This is a genomic window from Bremerella volcania (assembly GCF_007748115.1).
Lineage (GTDB): Bacteria > Planctomycetota > Planctomycetia > Pirellulales > Pirellulaceae > Bremerella > Bremerella volcania.
In genome coordinates, this window is sequence record NZ_CP036289.1 from 5,376,220 (window position 1) to 5,399,654 (window position 23,435).

Annotated in this window: 16 protein-coding genes; 13 read left to right on the forward strand and 3 right to left on the reverse strand. The window is 55.2% G+C overall.

Annotated features, from left to right (window positions below):
- The first annotated feature begins 90 nt into the window (after nucleotides 1-90).
- From Pan97_RS21410 to Pan97_RS21440, 7 genes are all read left to right on the forward strand, one after another.
- Complete coding sequence (locus Pan97_RS21410) at nucleotides 91-1,602, forward strand: hypothetical protein (protein ID WP_174819553.1); 1,512 nt, start codon at nucleotides 91-93, stop codon at nucleotides 1,600-1,602.
- Between the two features lie 53 nt (nucleotides 1,603-1,655).
- Complete coding sequence (locus Pan97_RS21415; protein ID WP_144976178.1) at nucleotides 1,656-2,345, forward strand: DUF3299 domain-containing protein; 690 nt, start codon at nucleotides 1,656-1,658, stop codon at nucleotides 2,343-2,345.
- 86 nt (nucleotides 2,346-2,431) lie between these two features.
- Nucleotides 2,432-3,031 carry a DUF3299 domain-containing protein gene (locus Pan97_RS21420; RefSeq protein ID WP_165698900.1) on the forward strand — a complete coding sequence of 200 codons (600 nt, stop codon included), beginning with the start codon at nucleotides 2,432-2,434 and terminating at the stop codon, nucleotides 3,029-3,031.
- A 32-nt stretch (nucleotides 3,032-3,063) separates the two neighbouring features.
- Complete coding sequence (locus Pan97_RS21425) at nucleotides 3,064-4,323, forward strand: MFS transporter (protein ID WP_144976181.1); 1,260 nt, start codon at nucleotides 3,064-3,066, stop codon at nucleotides 4,321-4,323.
- 41 nt (nucleotides 4,324-4,364) lie between these two features.
- The gene (gene eboE, locus Pan97_RS21430) at nucleotides 4,365-5,543 is read left to right on the forward strand and encodes a metabolite traffic protein EboE (RefSeq protein ID WP_144976183.1); all 1,179 of its coding nucleotides are present in this window, start codon (nucleotides 4,365-4,367) and stop codon (nucleotides 5,541-5,543) included.
- Between the two features lie 10 nt (nucleotides 5,544-5,553).
- A complete protein-coding gene (locus Pan97_RS21435) occupies nucleotides 5,554-6,246 on the forward strand; it encodes a carboxylesterase family protein (RefSeq protein ID WP_144976185.1) in 693 nt (230 codons plus the stop codon).
- Nucleotides 6,246-7,028 (forward strand): DUF4013 domain-containing protein, encoded by a 783-nt coding sequence (locus tag Pan97_RS21440; RefSeq protein WP_144976187.1) that lies wholly within the window; start codon nucleotides 6,246-6,248, stop codon nucleotides 7,026-7,028. Before Pan97_RS21435 ends, Pan97_RS21440 begins: the two co-directional genes overlap by 1 nt.
- 12 nt (nucleotides 7,029-7,040) lie before the next feature.
- Here the strand turns inward: Pan97_RS21440 and Pan97_RS21445 are convergent, their stop codons facing one another.
- On the reverse strand, nucleotides 7,041-7,655 hold the full coding sequence (locus Pan97_RS21445) for a hypothetical protein (protein WP_144976188.1): 615 nt from the start codon (nucleotides 7,653-7,655) through the stop codon (nucleotides 7,041-7,043).
- A gap of 180 nt (nucleotides 7,656-7,835) precedes the next feature.
- On the opposite strand from Pan97_RS21445, the gene Pan97_RS21450 reads away from it, so the two are divergent.
- From Pan97_RS21450 to Pan97_RS21460, 3 genes are all read left to right on the forward strand, one after another.
- Nucleotides 7,836-9,125 carry an amidohydrolase gene (locus Pan97_RS21450; protein ID WP_144976190.1) on the forward strand — a complete coding sequence of 430 codons (1,290 nt, stop codon included), beginning with the start codon at nucleotides 7,836-7,838 and terminating at the stop codon, nucleotides 9,123-9,125.
- Between the two features lie 399 nt (nucleotides 9,126-9,524).
- Entirely contained in the window at nucleotides 9,525-9,833 is a 309-nt protein-coding gene (locus Pan97_RS21455) for a hypothetical protein (RefSeq protein WP_144976192.1), read from the forward strand.
- Between the two features lie 230 nt (nucleotides 9,834-10,063).
- Nucleotides 10,064-10,645 (forward strand): RNA polymerase sigma factor, encoded by a 582-nt coding sequence (locus Pan97_RS21460; protein ID WP_241676328.1) that lies wholly within the window; start codon nucleotides 10,064-10,066, stop codon nucleotides 10,643-10,645.
- Nucleotides 10,646-10,755: 110 nt separating this feature from the next.
- On the opposite strand, the gene Pan97_RS21465 is transcribed toward Pan97_RS21460, so the two are convergent.
- Entirely contained in the window at nucleotides 10,756-11,295 is a 540-nt protein-coding gene (locus Pan97_RS21465) for a hypothetical protein (RefSeq protein WP_144976194.1), read from the reverse strand.
- A gap of 4 nt (nucleotides 11,296-11,299) precedes the next feature.
- Nucleotides 11,300-11,998 carry a hypothetical protein gene (locus Pan97_RS21470; protein WP_144976196.1) on the reverse strand — a complete coding sequence of 233 codons (699 nt, stop codon included), beginning with the start codon at nucleotides 11,996-11,998 and terminating at the stop codon, nucleotides 11,300-11,302.
- Between the two features lie 384 nt (nucleotides 11,999-12,382).
- Here Pan97_RS21470 and Pan97_RS21475 point away from each other — a divergent pair, with 384 nt between their 5' ends.
- The 3 genes from Pan97_RS21475 to Pan97_RS21485 all read left to right on the forward strand — a co-directional run bounded on the left by Pan97_RS21475 (nucleotide 12,383) and on the right by Pan97_RS21485 (nucleotide 23,376).
- Nucleotides 12,383-13,162, forward strand: coding sequence for an inositol monophosphatase family protein (locus Pan97_RS21475; RefSeq protein WP_144976198.1), 780 nt, complete (start codon nucleotides 12,383-12,385; stop codon nucleotides 13,160-13,162).
- A 312-nt stretch (nucleotides 13,163-13,474) separates the two neighbouring features.
- Complete coding sequence (locus tag Pan97_RS21480) at nucleotides 13,475-16,915, forward strand: hypothetical protein (protein ID WP_144976199.1); 3,441 nt, start codon at nucleotides 13,475-13,477, stop codon at nucleotides 16,913-16,915.
- Nucleotides 16,912-23,376, forward strand: a complete 6,465-nt coding sequence (locus Pan97_RS21485; protein WP_144976201.1) for a hypothetical protein — start codon at nucleotides 16,912-16,914, stop codon at nucleotides 23,374-23,376. Before Pan97_RS21480 ends, Pan97_RS21485 begins: the two co-directional genes overlap by 4 nt.
- The last annotated feature ends 59 nt before the right edge of the window (nucleotides 23,377-23,435 follow it).

The following is a 23,435-nucleotide window of genomic DNA, read 5'->3' on the forward strand; positions in this document are numbered from 1 at the left end:
ATAACTCCCAGGCGATGTTCCCTCCTGGCGTCACGTAGACGACGTACGCCAACCTCGCTTTGTTGCCTCGAACCGAAGAGATTTGTTCTTATGCTCACGCGGCTCATGATTCTTTGCGGAGCGTTGGTTTCCACCGCAGTTCTGCTGACCAGTGCCCTGGCGTGTCCCTTCTGCGCAGCCATATCACAAACGTTCTCGCAAGAGATCGAGTCGATGGACGCGGCGGTGATTGCCAAGTTGATCGAAGCACCGGCGGTAACCGCGGAAGGGGCCGGCGTGGAAGCGACGTTCGAAATCACCCAGATCCTCAAAGGTAAAGAACATCTCGGCGACACCAAAACCATCAAATCGCTCTACTACGGTGAAGGGCGTAAGGGTCGGGAGTTCCTGATTCTGGGGACCGAGCCGGAAAACATGATGTGGTCGACGCCTACGCTTCTGACCGATCGCGGGGTGAAGTACATCAACCAGGTGATCAAGTTGCCGGCCACCGGCAACGATCGTTACGTCTTCTTCCAGGACTATCTGGAAGACGAAGACGAAATGCTGGCTCGCGACGCGTACGACGAATTCGCGAATGCCCCTTACAGCGCGTTGCACGACTTGAAGCCGAAGATGAAGCACGACCAGTTGGTCGAGTGGGTCGAGAATCCAGATATCGCCGCGAATCGCCGCCGCTTGTACTTCACGATGCTGGGAGTTTGTGGCACGAAGGCCGACCTTCCCCTGCTGGAAAAGATGCTCAACAGTGAAGAACGAGCCAACAAGTCCGGCCTGGATGCCATGATCGGCTGCTACTTGACCTTGGCCGGAGCCGATGGCCTGCCATTGATCGAGAAGCTGTATCTGGCGAACAAGGAAGCCGAGTACGCCGACACCTATGCCGCGATCATGGCACTGAGGTTTCACGGAACCGAAACGGACATCATCGAGAAAGATCGCCTGCTGAAGTCGTTGCACCTGATGCTCGATCGCCCTTCGCTGGCCGACCTGGTGATTGCGGACTTTGCCCGCTGGGAAGACTGGTCGGTAATGGACAAGCTGGTCAAGCTGTTCAAGGAAGCAGACGAGGAAACCAGCTGGGTTCGCGTGCCGGTGATTCGTTATTTGATGGCTTGCCCCAAACCGGAAGCGAAAGAATACCTGATCGAACTCGAAAAGATCGATCCCGACGCGATGAAGCGTGCTCAGACCTTCTTCCCGTTCCAATCGCAAGCGGTCCCCACGCGCGCCGATGGCGAAAAGATGAAGGATGAGAATCTATTGGCCATGGCAGAAGTCGACGACAACCAACTGCCGCCAGAGCAGGAGGACGCTGAAATTGCTCAGCCGGAAAATGCTGCCCCTGCCAACACAGCCAAGTCAGGCGAACAGACCGCGATGGCGAAACGGCAGGTCACGCGTGACGAACTCTCAACCGCTGGAGATCGTGCCCTGGCCGCGGCAATTACCGGCGACGCGGCAACGAACATCGAAGAAACATCGACCGTAGGACTTTTACAGCGCATTTTTTCGACGACGATTCCGATTGTTGTGACATTTGTGTTAATGCTCGCAATCTCGGGCATCCTCTGGAACCCTGGCAACAAAACATCGCTATAAAAACGGGATAACGTCGTATCTCGTTCTTTCCACTTAGCGAACTCGAACAAGCAATGAGCACTTCCACCGAACCCCAACCTGCATTCACTGGCGATGTTGATACGGCGATGTACGAGCAGTACCGCTCCATTAGCTCGTTGGCGGTAACGTCTCTTCTCATTGGCTTTATCAGCCTGGTGACCATATTGGCCGTTGTAATGGCTCCGATCGCGATCGCTGGCATCGCCTTGGGCATTTGGGCGATCATCACCGTTCGCAAAAACACCGCCACACAAACGGGATTGCCGTTGGCCTACGTGGGCCTCGCGCTTTCCACGCTCGCCTTGATAGCAGGCACCAGCCGATACGTTTACGAAGAATACATCAACCTGCCTGAAGGATACGAAGTCATCGCGTTCGGACTGCTTCAGGAACAACCAGGACAGCCCATCGGGCAGCCGGTGCCAGATTCGGCTTTGGAACTGGACGGCAAACAGGTTTTGCTTCGCGGCTATGTGTATCCACACGCTCAGAAATCGGGGCTGACTCGCTTCGTGATGGTTCCCGACTTCGATACCTGTTGCTTTGGGGGCCAACCCAAACTGACCGATATGGTCGAAGTCCGCCTTGCCGAACCCCTTTCGGTTGATTTTTCCTTCAACCGGCGCAAGATTGGGGGAACGCTACGGGTTCACACCGATCTGAAGAAGATCGAAGACCTGACCGGCGTCTTTTACGAATTGGAAGCTGACTACGTCGATTGATGCATCCCACCTGCAAATTGCTCTCCTGTATCTCCGCTCTGACTTTGTGCCTCGTTGTCGCCTCTGGCTGCCGGCCTCCGGAAGCATTGCGTCCAGCCAACACAACTCACGGTCCTACTTCGTCCAACCAGACGGTTCAACAAATCGCCAAGCAAGCAGACACGAAACCTGTCGAACAGCCACAAAGCACTGAAGCTTCTCTTTCCCAAGAGAAAACCGAAGCGGTAGATACGCAACCTACCTCGACCGAGAAGAGCCCACCTTCCAGCACAGAAGGATCCTCTAGGAACCGCCCCATACCCAAGCCGCAGCCCGGGAAGACCCTCGATCTGACGTTTGACGACATCAAGTTCGATATCGAGCCAGACGCTCCGTTCAAACGCGAGATGCTTCCCCAGGGTATCGAAGACCTTAGCGGACAAAAAATCAGCATCGGCGGGTATATGCTTCCCAGCTTCCAGCAACGGGACATCAAGCAGTTCGTCCTCGTCCGCGACAATATGGAATGCTGCTTTGGACCAGGCGCGGCGCTCTATGACTGTATCTTGGTCGAGATGGAGGGACGCGGGATCGATTTCACGGTTCGGCCTGTGGTGGTCGAAGGGGTCTTCACGATCAAGGAATACAAAGACGACAGCGGGAAACATCTGGCAATCTATCACATGCAGGGTACCGGCGTTCGTTAACCTGCTTGCCTGAGGGCGCGGAGACTCGCGACGTGAATCGATCTTCCGCCGAACTTGAACGCACCTCACGCGGGGCAAACGAAAACGCCGGGATGTGGGCCCTGGGGAACGGACTCGTCTCGACCACGCTCGTCTCCTACTTCGCTCAAAGCCTTGGCGCTCAATCGGCGGCCATCTCTTGGATCATCGCGGCTCCCAAACTCGTCGGGGTGCTTCGCTGGTTCGCCCCAGGCCTTCTGAAACTGGGTGGAGGCTATCGCACGACGAGCACGTGGGCTTTCCTCTTGTCGACGGTCTTCCTGCTGCTCTTGCCCCTTAGCTCGATACCCAACATTTGGCCATCGACAACACTGGCCATCGTGGCAATCGTCATTTGCTGGTGCATGTACCACCTGGCAGAATATTGCGGCTACGTGGTCTTTGTTGCCTGGCTGATGCAGTTGGTATCGCCGGAAATCCGCGGCCGTTTTTTTGGACTCCGCGAACGGTGGCTAACCGCTGGTAACCTGATTGGGTTTCTCTTTGCAGGCCTCCTCGGCGCCGTCCTGCGCAATGGCTTTGAGATCGACCTGCGGTGGATTGCCTACCCCCTACTGGCTATCTACGGAGCGTTCGCCATCGGCTTTTCGGTCTTGCCGCTCCGGCGGATTCCCGAGCCAGAATCGAACACCTCGCCCAAGAATTCCTTCCTGGAAGACTGGCAGCATTGGAGTAACCCACGTGCTCGTTGGTTTCTACTCTATGGAACTTGGTTCTCAGCAGCGAACGGGCTCTTTTCAACCTTGCTCTATGTCTATCCTTACCGAGCCCTCGATCTCTCCCTCTTTCTTCCGTTGACGATGGCCGCATCCATGCGGCTGGGGCAATCGCTGATTAGCCGGCCGGTGGGCGTGACCATCGATCGAATTGGCTGGCGGTCGGTGATGATCTGCGGTCAGGTGTTGATTGCGTTCGGCCCACTTCTGTTTAGCTTCGGTACGATGGGGTATATCGCTGGGAACTTGATCTGGATCGCCTACGCGCTGATCAACGTAGCGCTTCCCATTGCCGTCGTCGATGGCCGACATGATCGTAGTGCCGCTCCGCCACTGGCACTTTATTTTGCCTGGACGGGCCTGGTCTACGGGCTGACGGCACTCGCAGGCCAAAGCGTCGCGGACTTTTTTGTCGATACGCAGTATCGCAACGATCCTTCCGCCTACAACGCTTACTTTTTGGTGGCCACCTTGGCTCGGCTTTCGGCCGTGTTGCCGCTGGTTCTCCTCCCCGCTGAACGCAAGAGCCACACCTGATAGACTTGAGGCAGCACCTCTCCCCTCTCCAAGGAACGAACATGGCGATCCAATCGTGGACCGGCTACTGCACCAACGTCCATGCCGGGGCAAACCTCGAACAAACGCAACAGAACCTCATTACCCATGCCTCGCGCGTCCAGCAAATCCTGGGGCGTGAACAACCTCTGGGGGTCGGACTTTGGCTCTCGAATTCCACCGCTCAATCGCTGATCGAACCGGGCAAATTGGATGAATTCGACCAATTGCTTCATGAAAACCAATGGATCCCCTACACGTTCAATGGGTTCCCGTTTGGAGATTTCCACAAATCGATCGTCAAGCACGACGTTTACCTGCCGACGTGGTGGCAGCCCGAGCGTTTGGCATATACCAAGAACCTGGTGACCATTCTCGACCGCCTGCTGGCACCTGGGGAGGAAGGAAGCATCTCCACGATGCCGATCGCTTGGGGCACGCCGGGGCCGAGCGAAGACCTGTGGTCACTTGCCGTCCAGAATTTGCTGGACCTGGTGCAACACCTTTACGATTTGGAACAATCGACCGGACGGCTGATCTACGTTTGCATCGAGCCAGAGCCAGGCTGTCTACTCGACACAACGGAGGATGTGATCGAATTCTTCCAGCAACGGCTATTTCCCGCAGGCAACGCCGAGCGTATTCGCCGATATCTGCGAGTCTGTCACGATGTCTGCCATGCGGCGGTCATGTTCGAAGACCAACTGAGCGTGCTCGAAAAGTACGCCCAGGCCGGCATTTTGATCGGCAAGGTTCAAATCTCGTCCGCGATTGAGATTCGCTTCGCGGAACTGAGCGAAAAAGAGCGACACGCGGTTTTGTCCGAAGTCGCCGAATTCGCCGAAGACCGCTACCTGCATCAAACGACCTCGCGGGATGCGAGCGGAACGCTTCGTTATTTCGACGATCTTCCGTTTGCTCTGCAGGAAGCATCGCAGACGCTACCCGAGCAAGAAACGTGGCGGATTCACTTCCATATGCCCATCTATCTCGATCAGTTCGGCTTGCTCCGCACGACGCAGTCGCATATCCATGACTTCCTTTCCGAGATAAGAAATCATCCGGAGATTCGCCACTTCGAGGTCGAAACTTACGCCTGGGGCGTGCTTCCGAAGGATTTGCAACATAACGAACTGGCCGAAGGGATCGCTCAAGAGATCCATTGGCTTCGCCAACAACTCACGCACAGCAAACAGGTCTAGGAACTCGGCCATGCAAACCGTCTCCAAGCGTCAGGACGAGCACGAATTCGTTTGGCTGGATAGCCAAGGCCGAAAGCGGAGCTTTCCGTTTCTGTGTTATCAGCCGAGTGAGTTTCAGGCGGAAACCAAGCTTCCGCTACTCGTGTTTTTGCACGGGGCAGGGGAGCGTGGCGTCGATTTTCAGCTGCTCAGGAAACATGGCCCTCCCAAGCTGATCGACCAAGGCGAGGACTTGCCTTTTGTGGTCGTTTCTCCGCAGTGCCCTTTAGATCAGTGGTGGGCCATGCGGGAAAACGTCGATGGTTTGGCACAGCTTACCCAGCATGTTCAAAGCGAGTACCCCATAGACTCTGGCCGGACCTACCTCACCGGGATGAGCATGGGTGGCTATGGCACCTGGGCAACGGCGGCCGCATATCCCGATCTATTCGCGGCGATTATCCCCATTTGCGGAGGTGCCGACCTGGCAACTGCGGCCGACCTGAAACCAACGCCGGCGTGGGCCTTTCACGGCCGCGACGACGAAATCGTCCCTGTCACTCGCAGCGAAGAAATTGTTAACGAAGTTTCCAAGATTGGTGGTGACGCGCGGCTGACCATTTATGACAATGTGCAGCATGACAGTTGGTCGGTCACCTATGCCAATCGAGATATTTACGATTGGCTTCTTTCGCACGAGATTCGCAACCGGAGGAAAGCCTGATGTCGACGTCTGGAGACAACCCGTTCGCTTCACCCGAAGGTCCCCCCAACGAGCCTCCTCAAACCGAAGGTAGCGAGACCGTCGTCACGCGCACCTCGGTCGACTACATGGAGTGCGTCGGAGACGTTTTCAACAACCCGAACTGGTTCGTCAACATCTTACTATCGGGTATCGCGATCATCATCCCGATCATCGGTGCCATGGTTGCCCTGGGGTACATCGCGGAAATCATCGGTGCCCGGGCATACGGCCGGATGAAGAACTACCCCGACTTCGACTTCAATCGTTTCGGCGAATATCTCACACGTGGATTCTGGATGTTCCTGGTGACGTTTGTCGTTTCGATCTGTCTGATGCCGCTGACCATGCTGGCTGGGGGCATCATGGGCGCATTTCAGGCATCCGAAAACGAAGCACTCATGGTAATCGGTTTCGTGATCTATTTCGGGACGATACTCTTTGTCAATTTGATCACGTTTTTCATCACGTGCCCGTTGATCATTCGCTCTGGCATGCTTAACGATTTCGTCGGGGCATTCGACTTCAACTGGATCATGGACTTCATCAAGAAGATGTGGGTCGAACAGCTACTAGGCAGCATCTTGCTTTATATCTTCGCCATCGTCTTCATGCTCGTGGGGTGCTTGGCACTGTGTGTTGGGTACATCCCAGCGGCCGGCGCCGTCATGATCATGTGGGCCCTCTTTATCACTCAGCTCTACCAGGTCTACGTTCACCGCGGTGGTCAGGGCCTGCCCTTCAAAGAAGCGACCAAGCTGTAATCGCGGCGACGTCTAAGCGAGGCGGCCGTCTTCTGCCAGGACGGCCGCTGGTATGACCTCGGCGTCCGTGGTGCTCGCGGCAAGTTGCAGAAACGCGGGACCGGCACCACGCAGTTGGAACTCTCCCTTTTTGTAAGCTTTCACCGTGAGAGGTCCGTTCGCGCGAATGGCAAACGTGAGCATCGCAACGAAAGCAAGGATGACGCCCAAAGAGAGCCAGGCGTTCTCAAAGTTGATCATCAACGCGATCATACCGATAAAGACTGCCAGCGATCCCAAGCAGTAAACGATATTGATACGCTGCTTGGCATTGCACTCTCGACAGATGGAGTACTCGACGTGGCACTTCCGACGTGTGACGAGGTAGACAATTAGGAAGATCAACAATTGGATCACCAACACGAAGATTGCCGGATGCACCCAATACAGATCCTTCTTGCGACGTGTCTTGCTATCTTGCTCGGACAATACCTCACCGCACTTCACACAGGCGTGCGGGAGAACGATTTTCTCCTTTCCCAAAATCCGCTCTCCCTGGATCTCATACGAGCCAGCCACAATCGTAACGGTCTCGCCGATGGTCGGCGGCGAAGCAAACGGATTCGCAGAATTCTGGTCGGTTGTCATTCGATTCAAACCCACAATGCAGGGGAAACTTTGCTGCTTAAGGGGAAGTTTAGTGACTTTCTAAGCGAGAATCGAACCCCAATTCGGTTCCCACCGATGAATTTTCAGCCGGGATCTGCTATACCAGATGGATTACAGACTCAAAATTGCTGATACCCTTTCCCATAGTGCATCTCCATTATGTCGATCGAACTCCGAAATCGCCTTTTTGACCAGCTCGACCAACTTGTTCTGATTGACCCCCACACGCACATCAACGCGCTTGATCCTTCTTCGCATACGCTTGCCGACATCTTGGGGTATCACTACTACACCGAGTTGGCTCACTCGGCAGGTATGCCCAAAGACAAGATCGAAGAGGAGGGAATCTCGCCCAAGGAAAAAGTAGGCCGACTGATCGAAAACCTCGGCCCGATTACCAATACGATCCAATACAGTTGGTTCATCGAGATGGCTCAGAAGCTACTCGATTTCGAGGGAGATACGATCGACGTCAGCAACTGGGAGTCGTTCTACGATTCGGCGGAAGAAAAGATGTCAGCGGACAGTTGGACGGACACCGTCTTCAGCAAGAGCCGGCTGGAAAGCGTCTTTCTGACCAATGACTTCGACGACCCCCTGGAGGGTTTCGACACCACCAAGTACATCCCCTGCCTGCGAACGGATGACCTGGTTTTTCACCTTACCAATCCTCGCACGAAAGTACGGCTCTACGAAGCAACCGATGTCGACGTCAGCGACGTTGCGTCCGCACGCCAGGCCATCGGCAAGCTCTTTGAACACTTTGTCAGCAACAATGCCAAGGCCTGTGCGATCTCGCTACCGCCTACCTTCGCCCCGGTGAAGGTCTCTGACGCGCGTGCTAATACGGCTTTGTCGAATGTACTCTCGCAAGGCCTGAGTACGGATGAAGACGATCAACGAGCCGTCAGCAACTTCATTTTCTGGACCCTTGCTGAAAACTGCCAGGAACGCAAACTGCCGTTCGACCTGATGATTGGCGTCAATCGCAAGGTCTTTCCCGAAGGCGTTTTCCAAGGGCAGGACCTCTACGACAGCCGGGTCTCGCTGATCCAATACAAAGAACTGCTCAACGCGTTCCCAGACGTAACCTTCCCTATCTCGGTTCTCGCCAGCGTGACCAACCAGGAGTTGGTCAGCTATTCGTGGATTTTCCCGAATGTCGTGGCCAATGGTCACTGGTGGTATAGCAACACGCCGACCTACATTCAGCAAGACTGCGCGTCTCGCCTGGAAGCGATTCCACGCACCAAGCAGATCGGTTACTACAGCGACATGTACAAAATGGAATTCGCCTTGCCGAAGTTCGCTATGTACAAGCGAATCCTGGCGAAAGTCCTGGCCGAGAACTTCGTCATCGACCGCAATTGGTCGGAAGAATCGGCCGTCGAACTGGGCACCCAACTGCTGCGAGGCAACGTCGAGACGATTTTCAACGTCGGAAACTAGGCCCAATCGAAGCAAAACTTAGAAAAAGCTCACGGTGATAGCATCTTGAGTCTTTTCCTGGGTTCGTCGCCAAAACGAAAAAGTTTCCCGGGAACCAACGACACGCCATAACTTTATTGCTTTAAACTACTTGCGGCAATCCGCAAGTAGTTTATTTGACCAGTTCAGGCAGGTTCTGGACATTTTTTCTCCCTGACTGCGAACCTTTTTTGGCCTTCAGGCATCTACCCGGTATCCCCGCAGACGGCAATTTTGCCGCACGCTGGGAGAATCTTTATTGTTGCCGAGATCATTTCGGCGATTTAAGATTCAAGATCCTTGCACTTGGAAGGTGCCGGGATTTCAAACTTCCACTTCATAGTTCTCTCACTGCGCGTAGACGCGTAGGAGGATGAAACAATGCGTTCCAACATCATCAACATTCGCGCCAATTTTGCCGCCGTCGTCGCCCGCGTTTTCGTGGTCGCCGTTGATGTTATTCGCAATGCATCCGCCACCTGTCTGCGCCTCTATGGCCATACATGGCAACAGTACGGACCAAAAACGTGGGGCAAACAGAGCCCCCCGAAACCGTCCGAACACGATTTGCCGTGTGATGCTCTGCGATGTCTTGGCGGCGACAGCCTACTACTAGGCAGTACCCCGTCAATGTCGCTCTCGATGCGATCGCCAATGATGGCATCGCTGGGCCTGTTACCCAGAAGCTAAAGGACCAGAAAACCCAAGCAACAACGCAAGGGTTGGTCCCGCACAATTCGCGAAGCTTCTGAGACGCTAGGCCCCGAGAGTTCGAGTTGTCCTGCTGGGATGCGCTGCATGCCATCCGTTTTCAGGCCATCTCGCCGCCGGGTTCCTTTGTGCCGTGTGCATAGCCGTCGTTTGCCGCCGCATGCACTGATTTTCGCCAGAACTGCCCTGAATATATACGTCTGGAAACTATGATGAACGGAAACTTGTACAACGATGAACGGGATCGGATCGTCGATTTGGTCGTGAAAGCTCAAAGCGGTGATCGGGATGCTTTCGGTCAGCTGGTGGAAATCTTCCAGCCGGTCGTCTTCGCCATCGCTTTGAAGCGTCTGCGTCACTACTGGGAAGCCCAGGAACTGGCTCAGGACGTCTTCATCCAGGCGATGCAGAAGCTGGACCAGTTGCGTGAACCGGCTGCCTTCCCAGGCTGGTTGCGTTCGATCGCAGCCCGGATGGCCATCAACCGGGCAGTTCGTCGGCCGCACGATTTCGCTACCGAACCGGAAGCTTTGGCTTCGGTCTGCGTAGAAAACGAAACGCCGCTGCACGCGATTTTGGAAGTCGAACGTCGGGATAACCTGGCAGTCGGCATCAGCCGCCTCGGCGCGATGGACCGGGATACGCTCCAGGCCTTCTACGTCGAAGGACAGTCGCTGCGTGAAATGAGCGCCGAATTCGAAGCTCCGATCGGAACGATCAAGCGTCGTCTGCACGTCGCTCGTAAGCGGCTGGCAAAGGAGATGGAAGAATTGGAAGCGGTCGCCGTGTAGGCGACCAACACCAAACTTCCGTCACCCAGTAAGATTGAGTTGACCGCGCCCTTGGGCTCTTCTGAGCTCAAGGGCGTTTTTTCGTTGAAGCATTCGTACTCAAATGGCCACTAACCGGCGTCCGCTGCCATCGAGTCCGAATAGAACTTGAGTGTCTCTTTCAGCGGATGCCACTTACGCGATCCCATCAGGCTCAAGTCCGCGACAAACTCTTTTCCATTGATGGCCGTGACCACCATGCGATTCCGCGGAGCGAAAGTGACCTTCGTGACTTCATTCCAGGCGAAGTACAAACCTGTCCATTTCCCACCGTCTTCAAACTTCGCGCGGATCCCTTCGTCGTTGAGCTGCAGCGGAAAACGCTCCCACGCTCGACGGGCACGAACCGAGTGATTGATGACCGTCGCCACGCAGCTAAATGTCATGAAGGCCAGCACGCCATGCCCGATCATGACGCCGGGCGAGAAGAAGCCGGCCTCGATCGCCAGACTGATCCACATGAAAGCGAACAACAGAACGAGACCGCCGGCGAAAACGGCCTGGTATTGTTCCCTGGAGGCAACTTCCCGATCCTCGACGTGAAACTCACGATACTCCTTCGTCGAGACGTTGGCAGGCGAAGCGAACGGGTTTGGGGCAGCCTCATTCACGGCATCAGGTCGTTAGTGGGATTTCTGAACCGCAGAAAGCCTGATACTTGGCGGCCAACTGCTCCATGGCGTCTGTCCCTTCGGCCCGGACCATTTGAATCCGCGATCGTCGAATCACTCCCTTTTCCAAGTGGAGTGAAAAGAGAGGAATCGTCACCTCAATCGTTTCTTCGTTAAGTCGCTCGGCCCGAATCGAAGTGCAGTCGCCGGGATAGGCAAACACGGCATACTGAACCGCATCCAAACACCCCACCGCAACGACCATGGGATCACTTAGTTGGGCCAGATTCTCCGGTCCCAGTCCTGGTGCGTTCCACTGGCCTGACTTGTTCATCGTGATGACCGAGTTGGCGTCATCGAAACGAAAGGTCAGGGCCATTTGCGCGTCGGAGTCGAGCGTGGACGTCTGCCGTGAGAGGATCAGTTCGACGCCATCCAATTCTGGCAGGATCCTGGAATAGATCTCGGTCGAGAGCTTTTCTTCTTCGGAGGTGTAGCGCTCGACGAGATCGTTGCCTCGTACGTAGAACTCTTCCCGCGTTCCAATACCGTCCAGGTTCCACTCGGCAACTTGCCAGTTTTTGGGCTGCGAGAGGAACTTCGCGTTCATCTTGTTGGGATAAGCCGCCACGGAAAGCTGGAAGGTTTCCGTCTTGCAGCGGTGAATGACGTCGTAGTCGGAGATCCAAATCGAGTTGCTCATGGGCTCGATTTTGTTCGATGGTGCCGCGAGTCGGAAGCCCACCGGCAAGAAATAAAAAACCCCGTCGCTCGCCAAAGCAAGTCGACGGGGCCGGAACAGAGAAGAGGCCGAAATTTTGCCCTGCGAAATTTCCCTTCGCAAAGCGGGTATGGGCGGTTTTTGACCGCTGTCCCGGGAATGATGTAGTTGATGATACCAAAAATCGGGATGGTGTCCACAATAATTTGCAAAGATTCTTGCGAAACCTATAGGTCGCATTTGCTTCAGGTATCTTACGCCTGATCCCCCTGGTCAAGGCAAGTACCCAAATTCCAAAATACGTGTTAAAACGCACCTCACGCCTCCGATTTGCAAACAACTCACCCAGCCCCGAAAAGGAACGTAATGTCTTCCTATTTAACGAGTTGCGAAAGGGCAGCCCGCGCTGCCGGGGAAGTGCTTATCCAATGGCGAGGTAAGTTCAACGTCCGGGAAAAAGGGCGGTCCGATTTTGTCACCGATGCCGACGACGCCGCCCAAAAAGTAATCGAAGAGATTCTTACGGCCGACTTCCCCGATTTCGAGTTTTTGGGAGAAGAAGGCCCATCCGGGCTGTCGCGGGAAACAGGCAGCCCGTTCTGCTGGATTGTCGATCCATTGGACGGCACGATGAACTACGTTCACGGGCTACCCAATTATGCCGTCTCAATTGGCCTCACTCACGCCGGAAAGGTAATCGCTGGCGTGATTTACGACCCAGTCTTCGATCGTTGTTTCAAGGCCGAGAAAGGGGAAGGGGCCTACCTGAATGACGAGAAAATCGAAGTCAGTGGTGCGAAATCTCTCGATGAAGCCCTGATCGCGTTCAGTTTTCCCACAACGGTCAGCCGAGAGTCTCAGGTCATCGAGGACTTTATCAACGTCCTCGTGAAATCGCAGGGAATTCGTCGGCTGGGCTCAGCCGCTCTGAACCTGGCTTACGTGGCAGCCGGACATATGGACGCGTACTGGGCTGCGTTTAACAAGCCCTGGGATGTGGCTGCCGGCGCGATCCTGGTCGAAGAGGCCGGGGGCGTTGTGAAAGGATTTGGCAATCAGCCTTTCGATATTAACAAGCCAAAGATCGTGGCGACCGCTACCCCCCAATTACAGGCAGATCTTCAGGCCCAAATTGCCACTTCGTAGAGTTTAGGGCGTCTGCCACCCATCGGGCGGCTCTCCTGATAGTTGCGGGTGGTATAATTGGTGCGACTGGAATTTTTTTCGCAGTTTTCGCAGGCCATAGGCGTTAACCTTTCAGGAAGTACGGTCATGGCTAAATAGACTTAGATTACTACGCCAGGTAGCGGGAATCGTGAAACAGCGGTTATTACGATCGATCTCCCCAGGTGAGTTCAGGACACGATCTCCAGGTGAACTCGCCCAAGCCTGGCGATCCCCCATTCATCTTTGGGGCACCTTATCAGACTCCTCGTACCACAGATTTCTCCCGACTCGATGAACACCGCGTGCCGAGAACATGGTTCCGCACTGCCGGGGCTCAGCTTTTGTTGCTGGTCGCGTGGGATCGGTATCGCGCTGGTCGCATGGGTTTTCCTAGCTTCGAGCGGGTTTAGTTCGCTGCTGTATGCTCAGGCCGGCGCGACAGGATCGAAAATTGAGGAGCGGGAACCAGAAATCATCTACCTGCCGATCAAGGATGGTGCGATCGCGGAAGGGGGACCACTTGAACGCGTCCTCGACTTTCCAGCCGAGTCTTTCCGGGCCTGGTACAAAGATGTCTACCTGAACCGCAATCCCAAGGATCTGCCCAAGTACTCTCTCGAAAGCGTCACGGCCGACATTCACATCCAAGGCCCCAATGCCGTCATCGACGTGACGTACGAAGTTATCCCGCACGCATCGGGCTGGATCCGAATTCCGATTGGGCTGCAAAACGCCATCATTCGATCGAGCGTGGAAGTCTCGCCTGCGATGCCCGTTCGGCCCGATCGCCCCAAGAGCGGCGCGTCCGGCAGCGGATATGCTTTGTGGTGCGAGTTCCCCGAATCGGACAGCGTCCTGCTTTCTCCGCAACCAGCGGAAACGATCACATTTCGTGTAACGGCTTTGCTTCCTCTCACGACGCGCGGAGACGAGACCTCGCTGGAGACCAACCTTCCGGTCGATACCAAATGCGTGGTCAAGCTGGATGTGCCGCAAGGGGGCGCCAATATCTCTCACAAAGGAAGCATGGTCGTCAAGGATCCAACCGAACCAGCGCCGGCTGACCATAGTCTTCAGCACTTGGAATACGCAGGAGGAAGCCTTGGCTTGAGTTGGCGTTTCGATGATCAGGCCATGAAAGAACAGCCGGTCAATCTCAAAGTAAAAGGGGAACTAGCCGTTTCCGTCGACGTGGACGACACCGTCACCACAGTTGCCAAACTGCAGGTCGAGAGCACGACCATTCCGTTTGATTCGTTCATCGTCGAGATCGCGGACGATGCGGAATTCATTCCGCCCGCCACGCCATCCACGGTGTACAAAATCCATCCGCTCGAGCGGCAAGGTCAAGCGTTTGGCAATCGTCTGCTCGTGGAACTGAGTGAAGCGACCAAGGCACCCGTTTCCGTCACCATCAACACGAAACAAACCGATCCGGTCCCCGGAGAAAGAGGCAAACGACGATTCTCCGTGGGGCAATTCAACGTCTTGGGATGTGATATCCAGGACGGTCGCTTGAGCCTGACCTCGGCCGGCAATGTTCACGTCACTTGGGATACCCCCCGCGTTTTGCGAGAACAATCGTCGCGTGGAAGCGACGGCATGAACTACCGTGCGACGTTTTCGTACGATCAGCAGCCAGCGGCGTTGGTTCTGCACACGTTGCCCATCCAGTCCACTGCCCGCGTCAAAACAGACTACGAACTGCATGTCGGCAAGCTGAATTCTCAACTGGTCGGCAAGCTTTCGTATCGTTTGCCGCGGACGTACAACGATGACCTGGTGATCGACCTGAATGGTTGGAGCATCGACTCCGTCGATACGCAAGGTGCCGCTCAATGGCAAATCGGTGAAGGGGACGCGGACCAGTTGGTTCTCCCACTGGCCGGTGAGACAGGCGCCGAAGCGATGACGGTCGCTCCCTACCGCACGATTGAAGTCAACATCAAGGCCCAGCGAGATCATCAAAGCGATGACCCAACTGAAGTCAGCTTGCCGTGGCCTATCCCCAGGGCCGAGCCGCTTGGCACGGCAACCGTCACCGCCATCCCTGATAACGACATCGAGATTCGTTTCCAATCCGAAAAGAGCGAAGGATTCCAACTCGACCGAAGTCGTAGCCAGGAAGTGGAACTTTCTGGCGAGCGAGGGACGATCGTCCTGAGGGCTGCCCCTTCTCAGGAATCGCTCGTTTTGGGACTTCGTCTGACTCCGGTCGTTCCTCGTTTGATTGTCGGCTCCACCGCGACTGTTCAATTAGCCGAAGGCAAAGACCACGCGACAATCACTCACCAGTTCACCCTCGAGCCATTCCACAGTGCGCCGGAACAAGCCGTGTTCAAACTTCCGGAAAGCATCTACTTCTTTGAAGTCACGACTGCGGAAATCAACACCGAAGACGTCGCCGGGCAGCGGGTTGGCCTGGGAGAAGATCAGACCATGGTCTATTCCCTTTCGAACCTTGCCCCGCCGTATCGCATAAAGCTGAAGTACAACTCGCCTCTGGAAGAGATCACGCCAGGGAGTAGCGATTACCTACTGAACCTGATGACCCTTGAATCCACAGGACTGACGGAAAAGGGGATCGACGTCGACTTCAAACCTCTGGAATTGACGTTTGAGTCTTCCCAGGAAGTCGATGTCCTTTCGCAAACGGAAGACTGGCGTTCGTTCACCATGAGCCAACAGGGGCAAACAGTCCAATTGCCGGGCGATCAATACAGTCAAGTGCAGTTCTCCGCTCCTTTTCTGACACCCAAAACCGACGACCGCGTCTTGGTCGACTTCCATTGGCTTCAAGTCGCACTAACTCCCGACGAGCGTCGAGACCGCGCAGTCTATACGCTACGAACTCTGGCACCGCAGTTGACCATTCACGTTCCAGAAGGGGCGAGGGAAACGGAAGTGTATTGGAATGGGATCGAGCAACCATTCACTTTGGATGAAGATCGCATTCAACTGGAGATTCCCGAACGCCGCGAAGCGGGACGAGACCGCCTGGAAATCTGGTATAAGTTTCCCACGGGAGATGGCATGAAGTCCTCTCTCACGATTAACTCTCCGACCATCAACAATTCGGTCGTGGGAACAAGCCAACCAGGGCGTGAAGGTGGTTATACCTACCTGCAAATCGTTTCGCCGGGAAACTGGCTCGTCCTTTCTGCTTCGGGAATGTCCGATGAAATGGACTGGTCCTGGAGTGAAGGGCGATATCGCCGCAAGGCACGCCTCACGCAAAAGCAACTCGAATCGCTGGCGAAAACCAACATTTCGACCGGCTATCCCGAAGGCATGCATCGTTCGCTGTACAGCACGATCGGACCGATCGAGGACGTGCGGGTTTCTTCGGCAAAGACAAGCTCTTTGATGCTCTTGTTTTCTGGCATCGCCCTGGCCGCGCTGTTGACGCTGTTCTATCTACCGCAATCTCGGCACGTCCTGGTGTTTGGTGTGGCGGCAATTCTGGCCATTGGCGTGGCTGTCACGTATCCCGACTTTGCCGTGTTGGTGGGAGAGATGTCCACGCTGGGCATCATGCTGGCCATCTTCGGCATCGTTCTCTACCGTCTTGCTTCATACCGTGCCCCCGTCAAATCGGCCGTACGTGCGAGAACTTCCAGTGATAGCCAAGCTTCGGTTCCGGCGGCGTCTCAGTCAGGCGTGGCTGGGAACTCAGCGGTTTCCACGACCTCCATGCCTGCCGCGGTTCAATCAAGCGGACAATCTCGATGATCGATCGGCTTCGTATAACGCTCGGCATGTTCCTGGCGGCATTTGTCATGACAAGTGCTTTCCATGCCCCATGCGCCGCGCAAGAGACGCCGACCGTCCCAACCATCGAGTTCCAACGCGTTTACGTGCCCGAGAATCGTTCGCAAGAGTGGCCGCGGTCGGGCTTCGAATTCGCCCCCCAGATAAAGCTGGAAGACTTCGAGAAACTGATCACCCAGTTCGCGCGAAGCCAGAACGACCTTACCGAGGATCTGGCAGTCAACAGCATCACGTATCACGCAACGCTCGATGGCCGGATACTCCAAGGAGAAGCGGAATTCCAGGTCGTCGCCCCGGAAGCCGATGTGCCTGGGTTTGTTTCGCTCAAAGGTTCCAACCTGTTTTACTTCGATCAGCATCAACGACTCTCGACGATGCCAACGTTCTGGGTAGGTGGAAATGGTCCGCGCATGGGCGTTTTCTTCAAGGAGGTCCAACCCTCCTTCACCCTTGATTGGAACTATCAAGCGACCGCGCGTAACAGCGACGAATTGACGGTCGACCTGAGCCTGGCGTTTGCCCCCAAAGTCGATTTTTACCTGGAACTCCCTTCCCAGTGGCAAGTGGTTCTTCAGGAAGGCATCTTACTTGAGGACCCTGAATCCTCGGAAAACAGCGGACCAGAAACCAACGTTTGGCACCTCAGCCCACAGTGGCAAGGGAAACTCAAGTTTTCGCTGCTTACCGGTGATCGGCTCTTTCAATCCGATGCCGCCGTTGCGACGCAATCAACACGCTACCACGTTCAAAACAATGTCTGCGAGGTCAACACCCAGGTTTCACTCCAGTCCCCACCCCAGGCAACCTTGGATCTCTCGATACCAGAAGAACTGACCGTGACGCGCGTCTCGGTGAATGGCCAGATCCTGGACAACCTCGACCTGCATGAAACCCCGGAAGGCAAGCAGTCGCTGATCATTCCTCAGGCCGTTTTCACCATGGGAGAAACGGCGGCGATATCCGTGCAAGGACTAACGCCTATTACGATCGGGGATTATTCTCGCATCGACCTTCCAATCATCAGTATCTCTTCGCAGCCGACAGAATCGCATGTCGTCGCTGTGCAGTTGGATGAGGGGATCAACCTTTCATTTTGCACGCTCAAGAACGCTCAACAGGTTGAATTCGTCCCGCACAATTCGCTGGGCCGATCCAACCTTAAGTTTCGACTCTTCGACGAATCGGCTCAGATCGGCCTGCAACTTTTCCGCCGGCAAAGCAAGCTGCGCATGTCGATGGGGCACAAGTCGACCGTCAACGATTTGATGATTCAATCGGACAGCGTGATTCACTTACTCGAGCGGGATGATCCGACAGACCACCTTGAGTTGCCACTTTCACCAGGCTGGCAAACTGAATCGGTTCAGCGATTTCCTGAAGGCACGGCCGTTCGCTGGGAAGAAACGACGCGCGATCGGCAGCGTCTGCTTAGGATTGAAGACGTGGCCGAGATGGTCGACTTCCAGATCACACTGCGTCGTACCCGCGAGAATGACTTTGGAAATCTGAAAATCGCAGACTTTCGTCCCTTTGATTTCCCTCCCGGAATTGGCCACGTCGAATGGCTCTCGGTGAAGCCTGCTCCGGGTTTCGATCTTCAACTCGAACCAGAAGGCCTGGTTGCCCGGCAGTTGATCGCGGAAGCTCCCGTCGATATCCAGCGAATGTTCGGCACCAAGTGGCAAATACCGGCGTTTGAGATTCGTGGGAGATCCGACCTGCAGCACTTGACTCGGGTTACCCGGAAACGGGCGACCTACGATGCCGAAATCGACGTACAGATAACGGCCAGCGAGACGTCGACACGTCGCCAGGCAGCCATCCGCTTAAGCGGGACCGGTCTATTGCCTGAGACCATCTTCGTTTGGTCGACGCAGCCTTGGTCCGAGGAGGTTGCGTGGACCACCCCCAACCTCGCCCAGATTCGCTGGACGGCCATCACCACTTCCGCGGGTGAAGGTCCTAATCAGCGCGACCCCTATTACATCTATGAGCTACGACCGCCATCGGATAGTTCGTTCCCGTTGATCTTGCGCGGGAAGTTCCCCGTGGTCGATGAACAATTCTCCGATCCGCTTTTGCTTGCCGTTCCTTCCGCGGAAGCCCAGTCGGGCGTGCTTACGCTGACCACACCTGAGACCTGCCGCCTGACAGTCGATCCGGTGTTGATGCGCAAGATCTATCTCGATTCCGATTTGGATACCTCGTCCGAAGTCACGCGGCTTGAATACCGCCCGGACGAAATCCGACGTTTGGCCGAGAACATCTCGCAATTGGTTACCTGTCAGTGGCAAGGTGCCCAACCGTTGCCAGGTATTTTCTCTACCAAAGCCAACCATTGCATCAGCATCGAGAACGATGGCCGACAGCGCATGAATTCGGTTTGGACGATCGTCAGCCAAAGTTCGTCGAAAGCCATTTTCGAGCTGCCGGAAGGAGCCCAGGTCGATCTGATTCAATGGAACGGAGAACCTTGGACGCTGTGGAAACAAAACGGACAAACCGTTGAAGTGGATGTGCCTGAGGCCGTATCTTCCGCCCAACTTGAAATGCACTACCATACCAACCCAGGCTCTATTTCGATGATTCGTTCCGTCTCGCCGAAATTTGCAATGGCGGAGTTCCCGACCTCGACCGAAGAACAAGAGTTCGCCCTGGGAAGTCTGGTGCAACAGGTCAAATACCCTAGCCCCCGCTGGTCCACGTTTGGGGATCGCATTCGCAACGGACTGTGGTCCGGTCTTTTCCAAGCCGATCTGATTTCGAGCCATCAACCTGCCAAGACTGCTGACGCGGAAGCCTTTCCTTTTCCCTCGGGATCGATTTGGGTGGTTCATCGCGTTTCTCTGTTAATGGCCAGTCTCACGTTCCTCATGGCCGCACTGTTTATTGGGGGCTATGGGTTTCTGAAGATGCCACGATCGTTCTGCGTCGTGTTGCTGACGTTGCTCGTGCTGGTGCCGTGGCTGCCGGACGTTATGGCTCCTTTGACGTCGGCCTGTTTTTTGGGCCTCATTTTGGGTGGCCTTGGATCCTATTTGCTGATTCCTCCCGCAGAAGCCAGCTGGAAGTATTCGACCGGTTCGACCGTCACCGTAACGAGCTTGGTGCTGGCGCTCACGCTAAGTTGGCTCGGCCAGGGTGCGTCGCCCACCATGGCGCAAGACCCGATGACCGACTCCACGGCGAAACCAACCGTCTACCCGGTTCTCATTCCGATGGATACAGACCGGAAACCGGTGGGGCAAGCCTATCTTCCATTGCCGCTGTACGAACGTCTGAGTGATTTGTCCGACCAACCAGCAGACGTCATTCCGCTCTGGATCGTCGAAGGCATGCGTTACGAGTTTTCGCTTGTTGACTCACTCGAGTTGACGCCTGAGATGAACGTCACGACCCATATTGAACTGGTCACGACAAAGGCCAATCAAACAATCCGTCTCCCTTTTGACTCGCAGCTTGGAACAGGACTGGATACGGCCGTCGATCAAGTCGGAACCATTGCCGACACAGGCAGTATTCTGCCCAATCCATTTGATGCTGACGAGAAGGAACTGGTCCTTTCGATCAAGGAAATGGGACATCACACGATCGTGATCAATAGCAGTGTCCCGATGCAGCAAAGCGATAGCAGACCTCTGAATCTGCACATTGATACGCCTTCCATGGCGAACACTGCCGTCATCATTGCCGATTCGATGCAATTGGGTTCTCCTTTGATTCGCTTCAGCGATCGAGAGGTCTCCATCGAAGCTTCGAGTATCCGCCAAACCATTCCGCTGGGCACTGTGACGGGGTTCGACCTGGAGTGGAAGTCCTCGGAACTCCAATCCACCTTTGAATTCCGTGAATTGGATCTGCTCGAGTTCAATGACGAGAATGTCCAACTTCGTGTGCGACTCGATTTGACGAGCCGCCCCACAGAAATTGGGCCCATCCTTCTGGCGGTCGACTCACGTCTTACGCTAGATATGCAGCAGGCCCTGGGCTGGACCGCGGAAGTCAAATCGACGAGCCTCTCCTCCTCGACACGTACCTACGCCATTCATCTGCTCGACGGTGACACGCTGGTCCAACAAGTCGACCTCCGGTTCTCGCTGGAAGGGGCGCAACAGGTGGGTCAGCTTCGTTTTCCCAACGTCGAAGTCATCAATGGATTGCTCCAGCGGCGGTGGGTAGCGGTCGCCGCGACAAGTCAATTGCAGGTGCAAAGCCAGGCACAATCGCGCGTCAGCATCCTCTCTCAGGAAGAATTCCTGAGAGAGTGGGATGAAGACGAACCACGCTTTCGCTTTGCCGTGGCAGTGGGCACCTCAGAGCCGTTGGATTGGCTCATTTCGACGCGACCTATCGCAACACGGGGCAATGCCGACCTGCGATATCGCTTGAAGTTCGATGAGGATGGCTACGATTTCGACATCAAAGCACAAATCGAGACCTACTCGGGCAAGCCGAAGCAATACGTCGTCGAAATTATGCCAGGTTGTGAAGTCGAATCGGTTCAATACCTGGTAGATGGGCTGTTGCGACCGATCCAATGGCACTACGACTTGGAAACTGGAGAGTTGGGGGTCTTGCTGTTAACCGATATCAGCGGGCTTCAGGAACTAGCGATCAATGGAAGAAACTGGCTTTCTTCGAAAATTCACGATGTGAAGTTGCCTCCCATCAAGATTCGAGAAGTTCACACGCAGTCAAGCCGCATGCAGATACTACGAGATCAATCGGTGCTGGTCCGCACTCCCAGCACAATGAACCTGATTCCTATACAGGAAGAGGTCTCGGAGCCAAGTAACGACCAGATCGTCAACGTCGGGATTTGGCAGTTAGTCGATCCGGCCCTTCCGCTTGAGTGGCAGGTTCATCCCAATAACGTAGTGATATCCAGCGATCTGCTGACGGTTGTCAACCGAACCGATAGCCAATGGCGGCTGAAATGGGTCGGCAAAATCGACATTCGCAGTGGCAGTGTTGGCTATCTCCAATGGTTGGTACCCAAGGAAATCGAATTAGACGTCACTTCGATCGAAGGGTTTGACGTCACCTCCCGACTCCTCCCCGAGGAGTCCGCCTACGTTTATACCCTTATCCCCCGGTCGCCCTTGCCCAGTTCCTTCTCGTTCGAGTGGCTGGGAACCCTTAAAACCACGCCCGGCAGACGCATCTCTTTTTCGCCGATTCGATTGATTGGCCAACACCGCGTGAGCCAATGGGTGGCCGTGCCACGTGAAGTGGACGACCAGGAAGTCCTGTGGTTGTCGCAGGCGCTGCGTCCAACAACCGTGTCTGGTCGCTGGCTGATTGCGAACACGCCCGAAACATACCAACTGCTCAATGCCACTCGGCCTGATTACTTGTGCCAGATGATGCAGCGAGCCAACCCCACCGGCAACCCAGCGGTGAGCGGCCTGGAAACGACCATCCAGATCGACTCCGCTGGAAGAGCCATTGGCCTAACACGCATCGCCGTCCTTCCCCAAGGCAATAACGCCGTCGAGTTTAAGATCCCTCACAAGGTCGAAGTCCTTGGCATCGCGGTCGATTTCGATCGTCAACGCCATATTGAGCAACAAGGCGAACACATCGTTCGGGTTCCCTTGAAGTCGAACAGTCTTCCCCAGATGGTAGAGATTGCTTTCTCTTCGCAATTGGCTCCCGGCCAAGATCAACTCCACGAGTTAGAACGTCCGGCCTTGAACTTTACGGTCAAGGGGGAAGAGTTGCTACGGGTTTCCCTACCGTCGCAGTGGGTACTCGAAAACGCACCCCACCTCGACCGCATGGCCTGGAGTCGCGATCAGGTTACGTCCGCATTTCAGTTGAAGGGCGCGTCGCGAGATGCACAGTCCGGACTCTCAACGGCAGAGATCCAGCGTTGGGACAAACTACGTATGGAGCAGGCCTTCGCTGCGATCTCTCAATTTCAAGAGATGCTCCGCAAACGAGGCGAGACGCCTGACAACACTCGAGACATTGTCACGAAGTTGCTGGGAGACAACGCGACAGAAGTGGAGTCGTGGGCCGTTTCCCCGAGCACCGAGAAAAGGTTGGCTTACGAAACGTTTTATAGTTCCGCCGAAGGTTCTGGCGATCGTTTCAACTACTATCGACTTTCCCCGCCTTCCAGCCCCCTTTCGATCCGGGAATCCTCACCCTTGTCGTATTCGTACTGGCCTCCGATTATGACGAGCCTGCTGGCCTTGGGTGCGATCGGGCTACTGTTGGCAACTCCCCCGCTTCTGGCCCAAAAGGCTCATCATGCACGAGATTGGATGAGTCGTAATCCACAGGTTTGCGGTGTATTGGCCGGACTATTCTGGTGGCTATTCCTTCCGCCTCACTTTATCGGGTTGCTGTTGATCGCGATGGTTGTGTGGGCTTCGCTTCCTTTCCGAGCCAGTGCCCTTTTAGGGCGAAGTTAGCGAAACAGGAGGACTATTCTACGCTGTTTAACAGCTAGCGTCCCGTGCATCTATCTCGT

Coding starts and splice junctions, on each gene's coding strand:
- Pan97_RS21410 (WP_174819553.1), top strand. CDS start 91: ATGCTCACGCGGCTCATGATTCTTTGCGGAGCGTTGGTTTCCACCGCA.
- Pan97_RS21415 (WP_144976178.1), top strand. CDS start 1,656: ATGAGCACTTCCACCGAACCCCAACCTGCATTCACTGGCGATGTTGAT.
- eboE (WP_144976183.1), top strand. CDS start 4,365: ATGGCGATCCAATCGTGGACCGGCTACTGCACCAACGTCCATGCCGGG.
- Pan97_RS21435 (WP_144976185.1), top strand. CDS start 5,554: ATGCAAACCGTCTCCAAGCGTCAGGACGAGCACGAATTCGTTTGGCTG.
- Pan97_RS21440 (WP_144976187.1), top strand. CDS start 6,246: ATGTCGACGTCTGGAGACAACCCGTTCGCTTCACCCGAAGGTCCCCCC.
- Pan97_RS21445 (WP_144976188.1), bottom strand. CDS start 7,655: ATGACAACCGACCAGAATTCTGCGAATCCGTTTGCTTCGCCGCCGACC.
- Pan97_RS21450 (WP_144976190.1), top strand. CDS start 7,836: ATGTCGATCGAACTCCGAAATCGCCTTTTTGACCAGCTCGACCAACTT.
- Pan97_RS21455 (WP_144976192.1), top strand. CDS start 9,525: ATGCGTTCCAACATCATCAACATTCGCGCCAATTTTGCCGCCGTCGTC.
- Pan97_RS21460 (WP_241676328.1), top strand. CDS start 10,064: ATGATGAACGGAAACTTGTACAACGATGAACGGGATCGGATCGTCGAT.
- Pan97_RS21470 (WP_144976196.1), bottom strand. CDS start 11,998: ATGAGCAACTCGATTTGGATCTCCGACTACGACGTCATTCACCGCTGC.
- Pan97_RS21475 (WP_144976198.1), top strand. CDS start 12,383: ATGTCTTCCTATTTAACGAGTTGCGAAAGGGCAGCCCGCGCTGCCGGG.
- Pan97_RS21480 (WP_144976199.1), top strand. CDS start 13,475: ATGAACACCGCGTGCCGAGAACATGGTTCCGCACTGCCGGGGCTCAGC.
- Pan97_RS21485 (WP_144976201.1), top strand. CDS start 16,912: ATGATCGATCGGCTTCGTATAACGCTCGGCATGTTCCTGGCGGCATTT.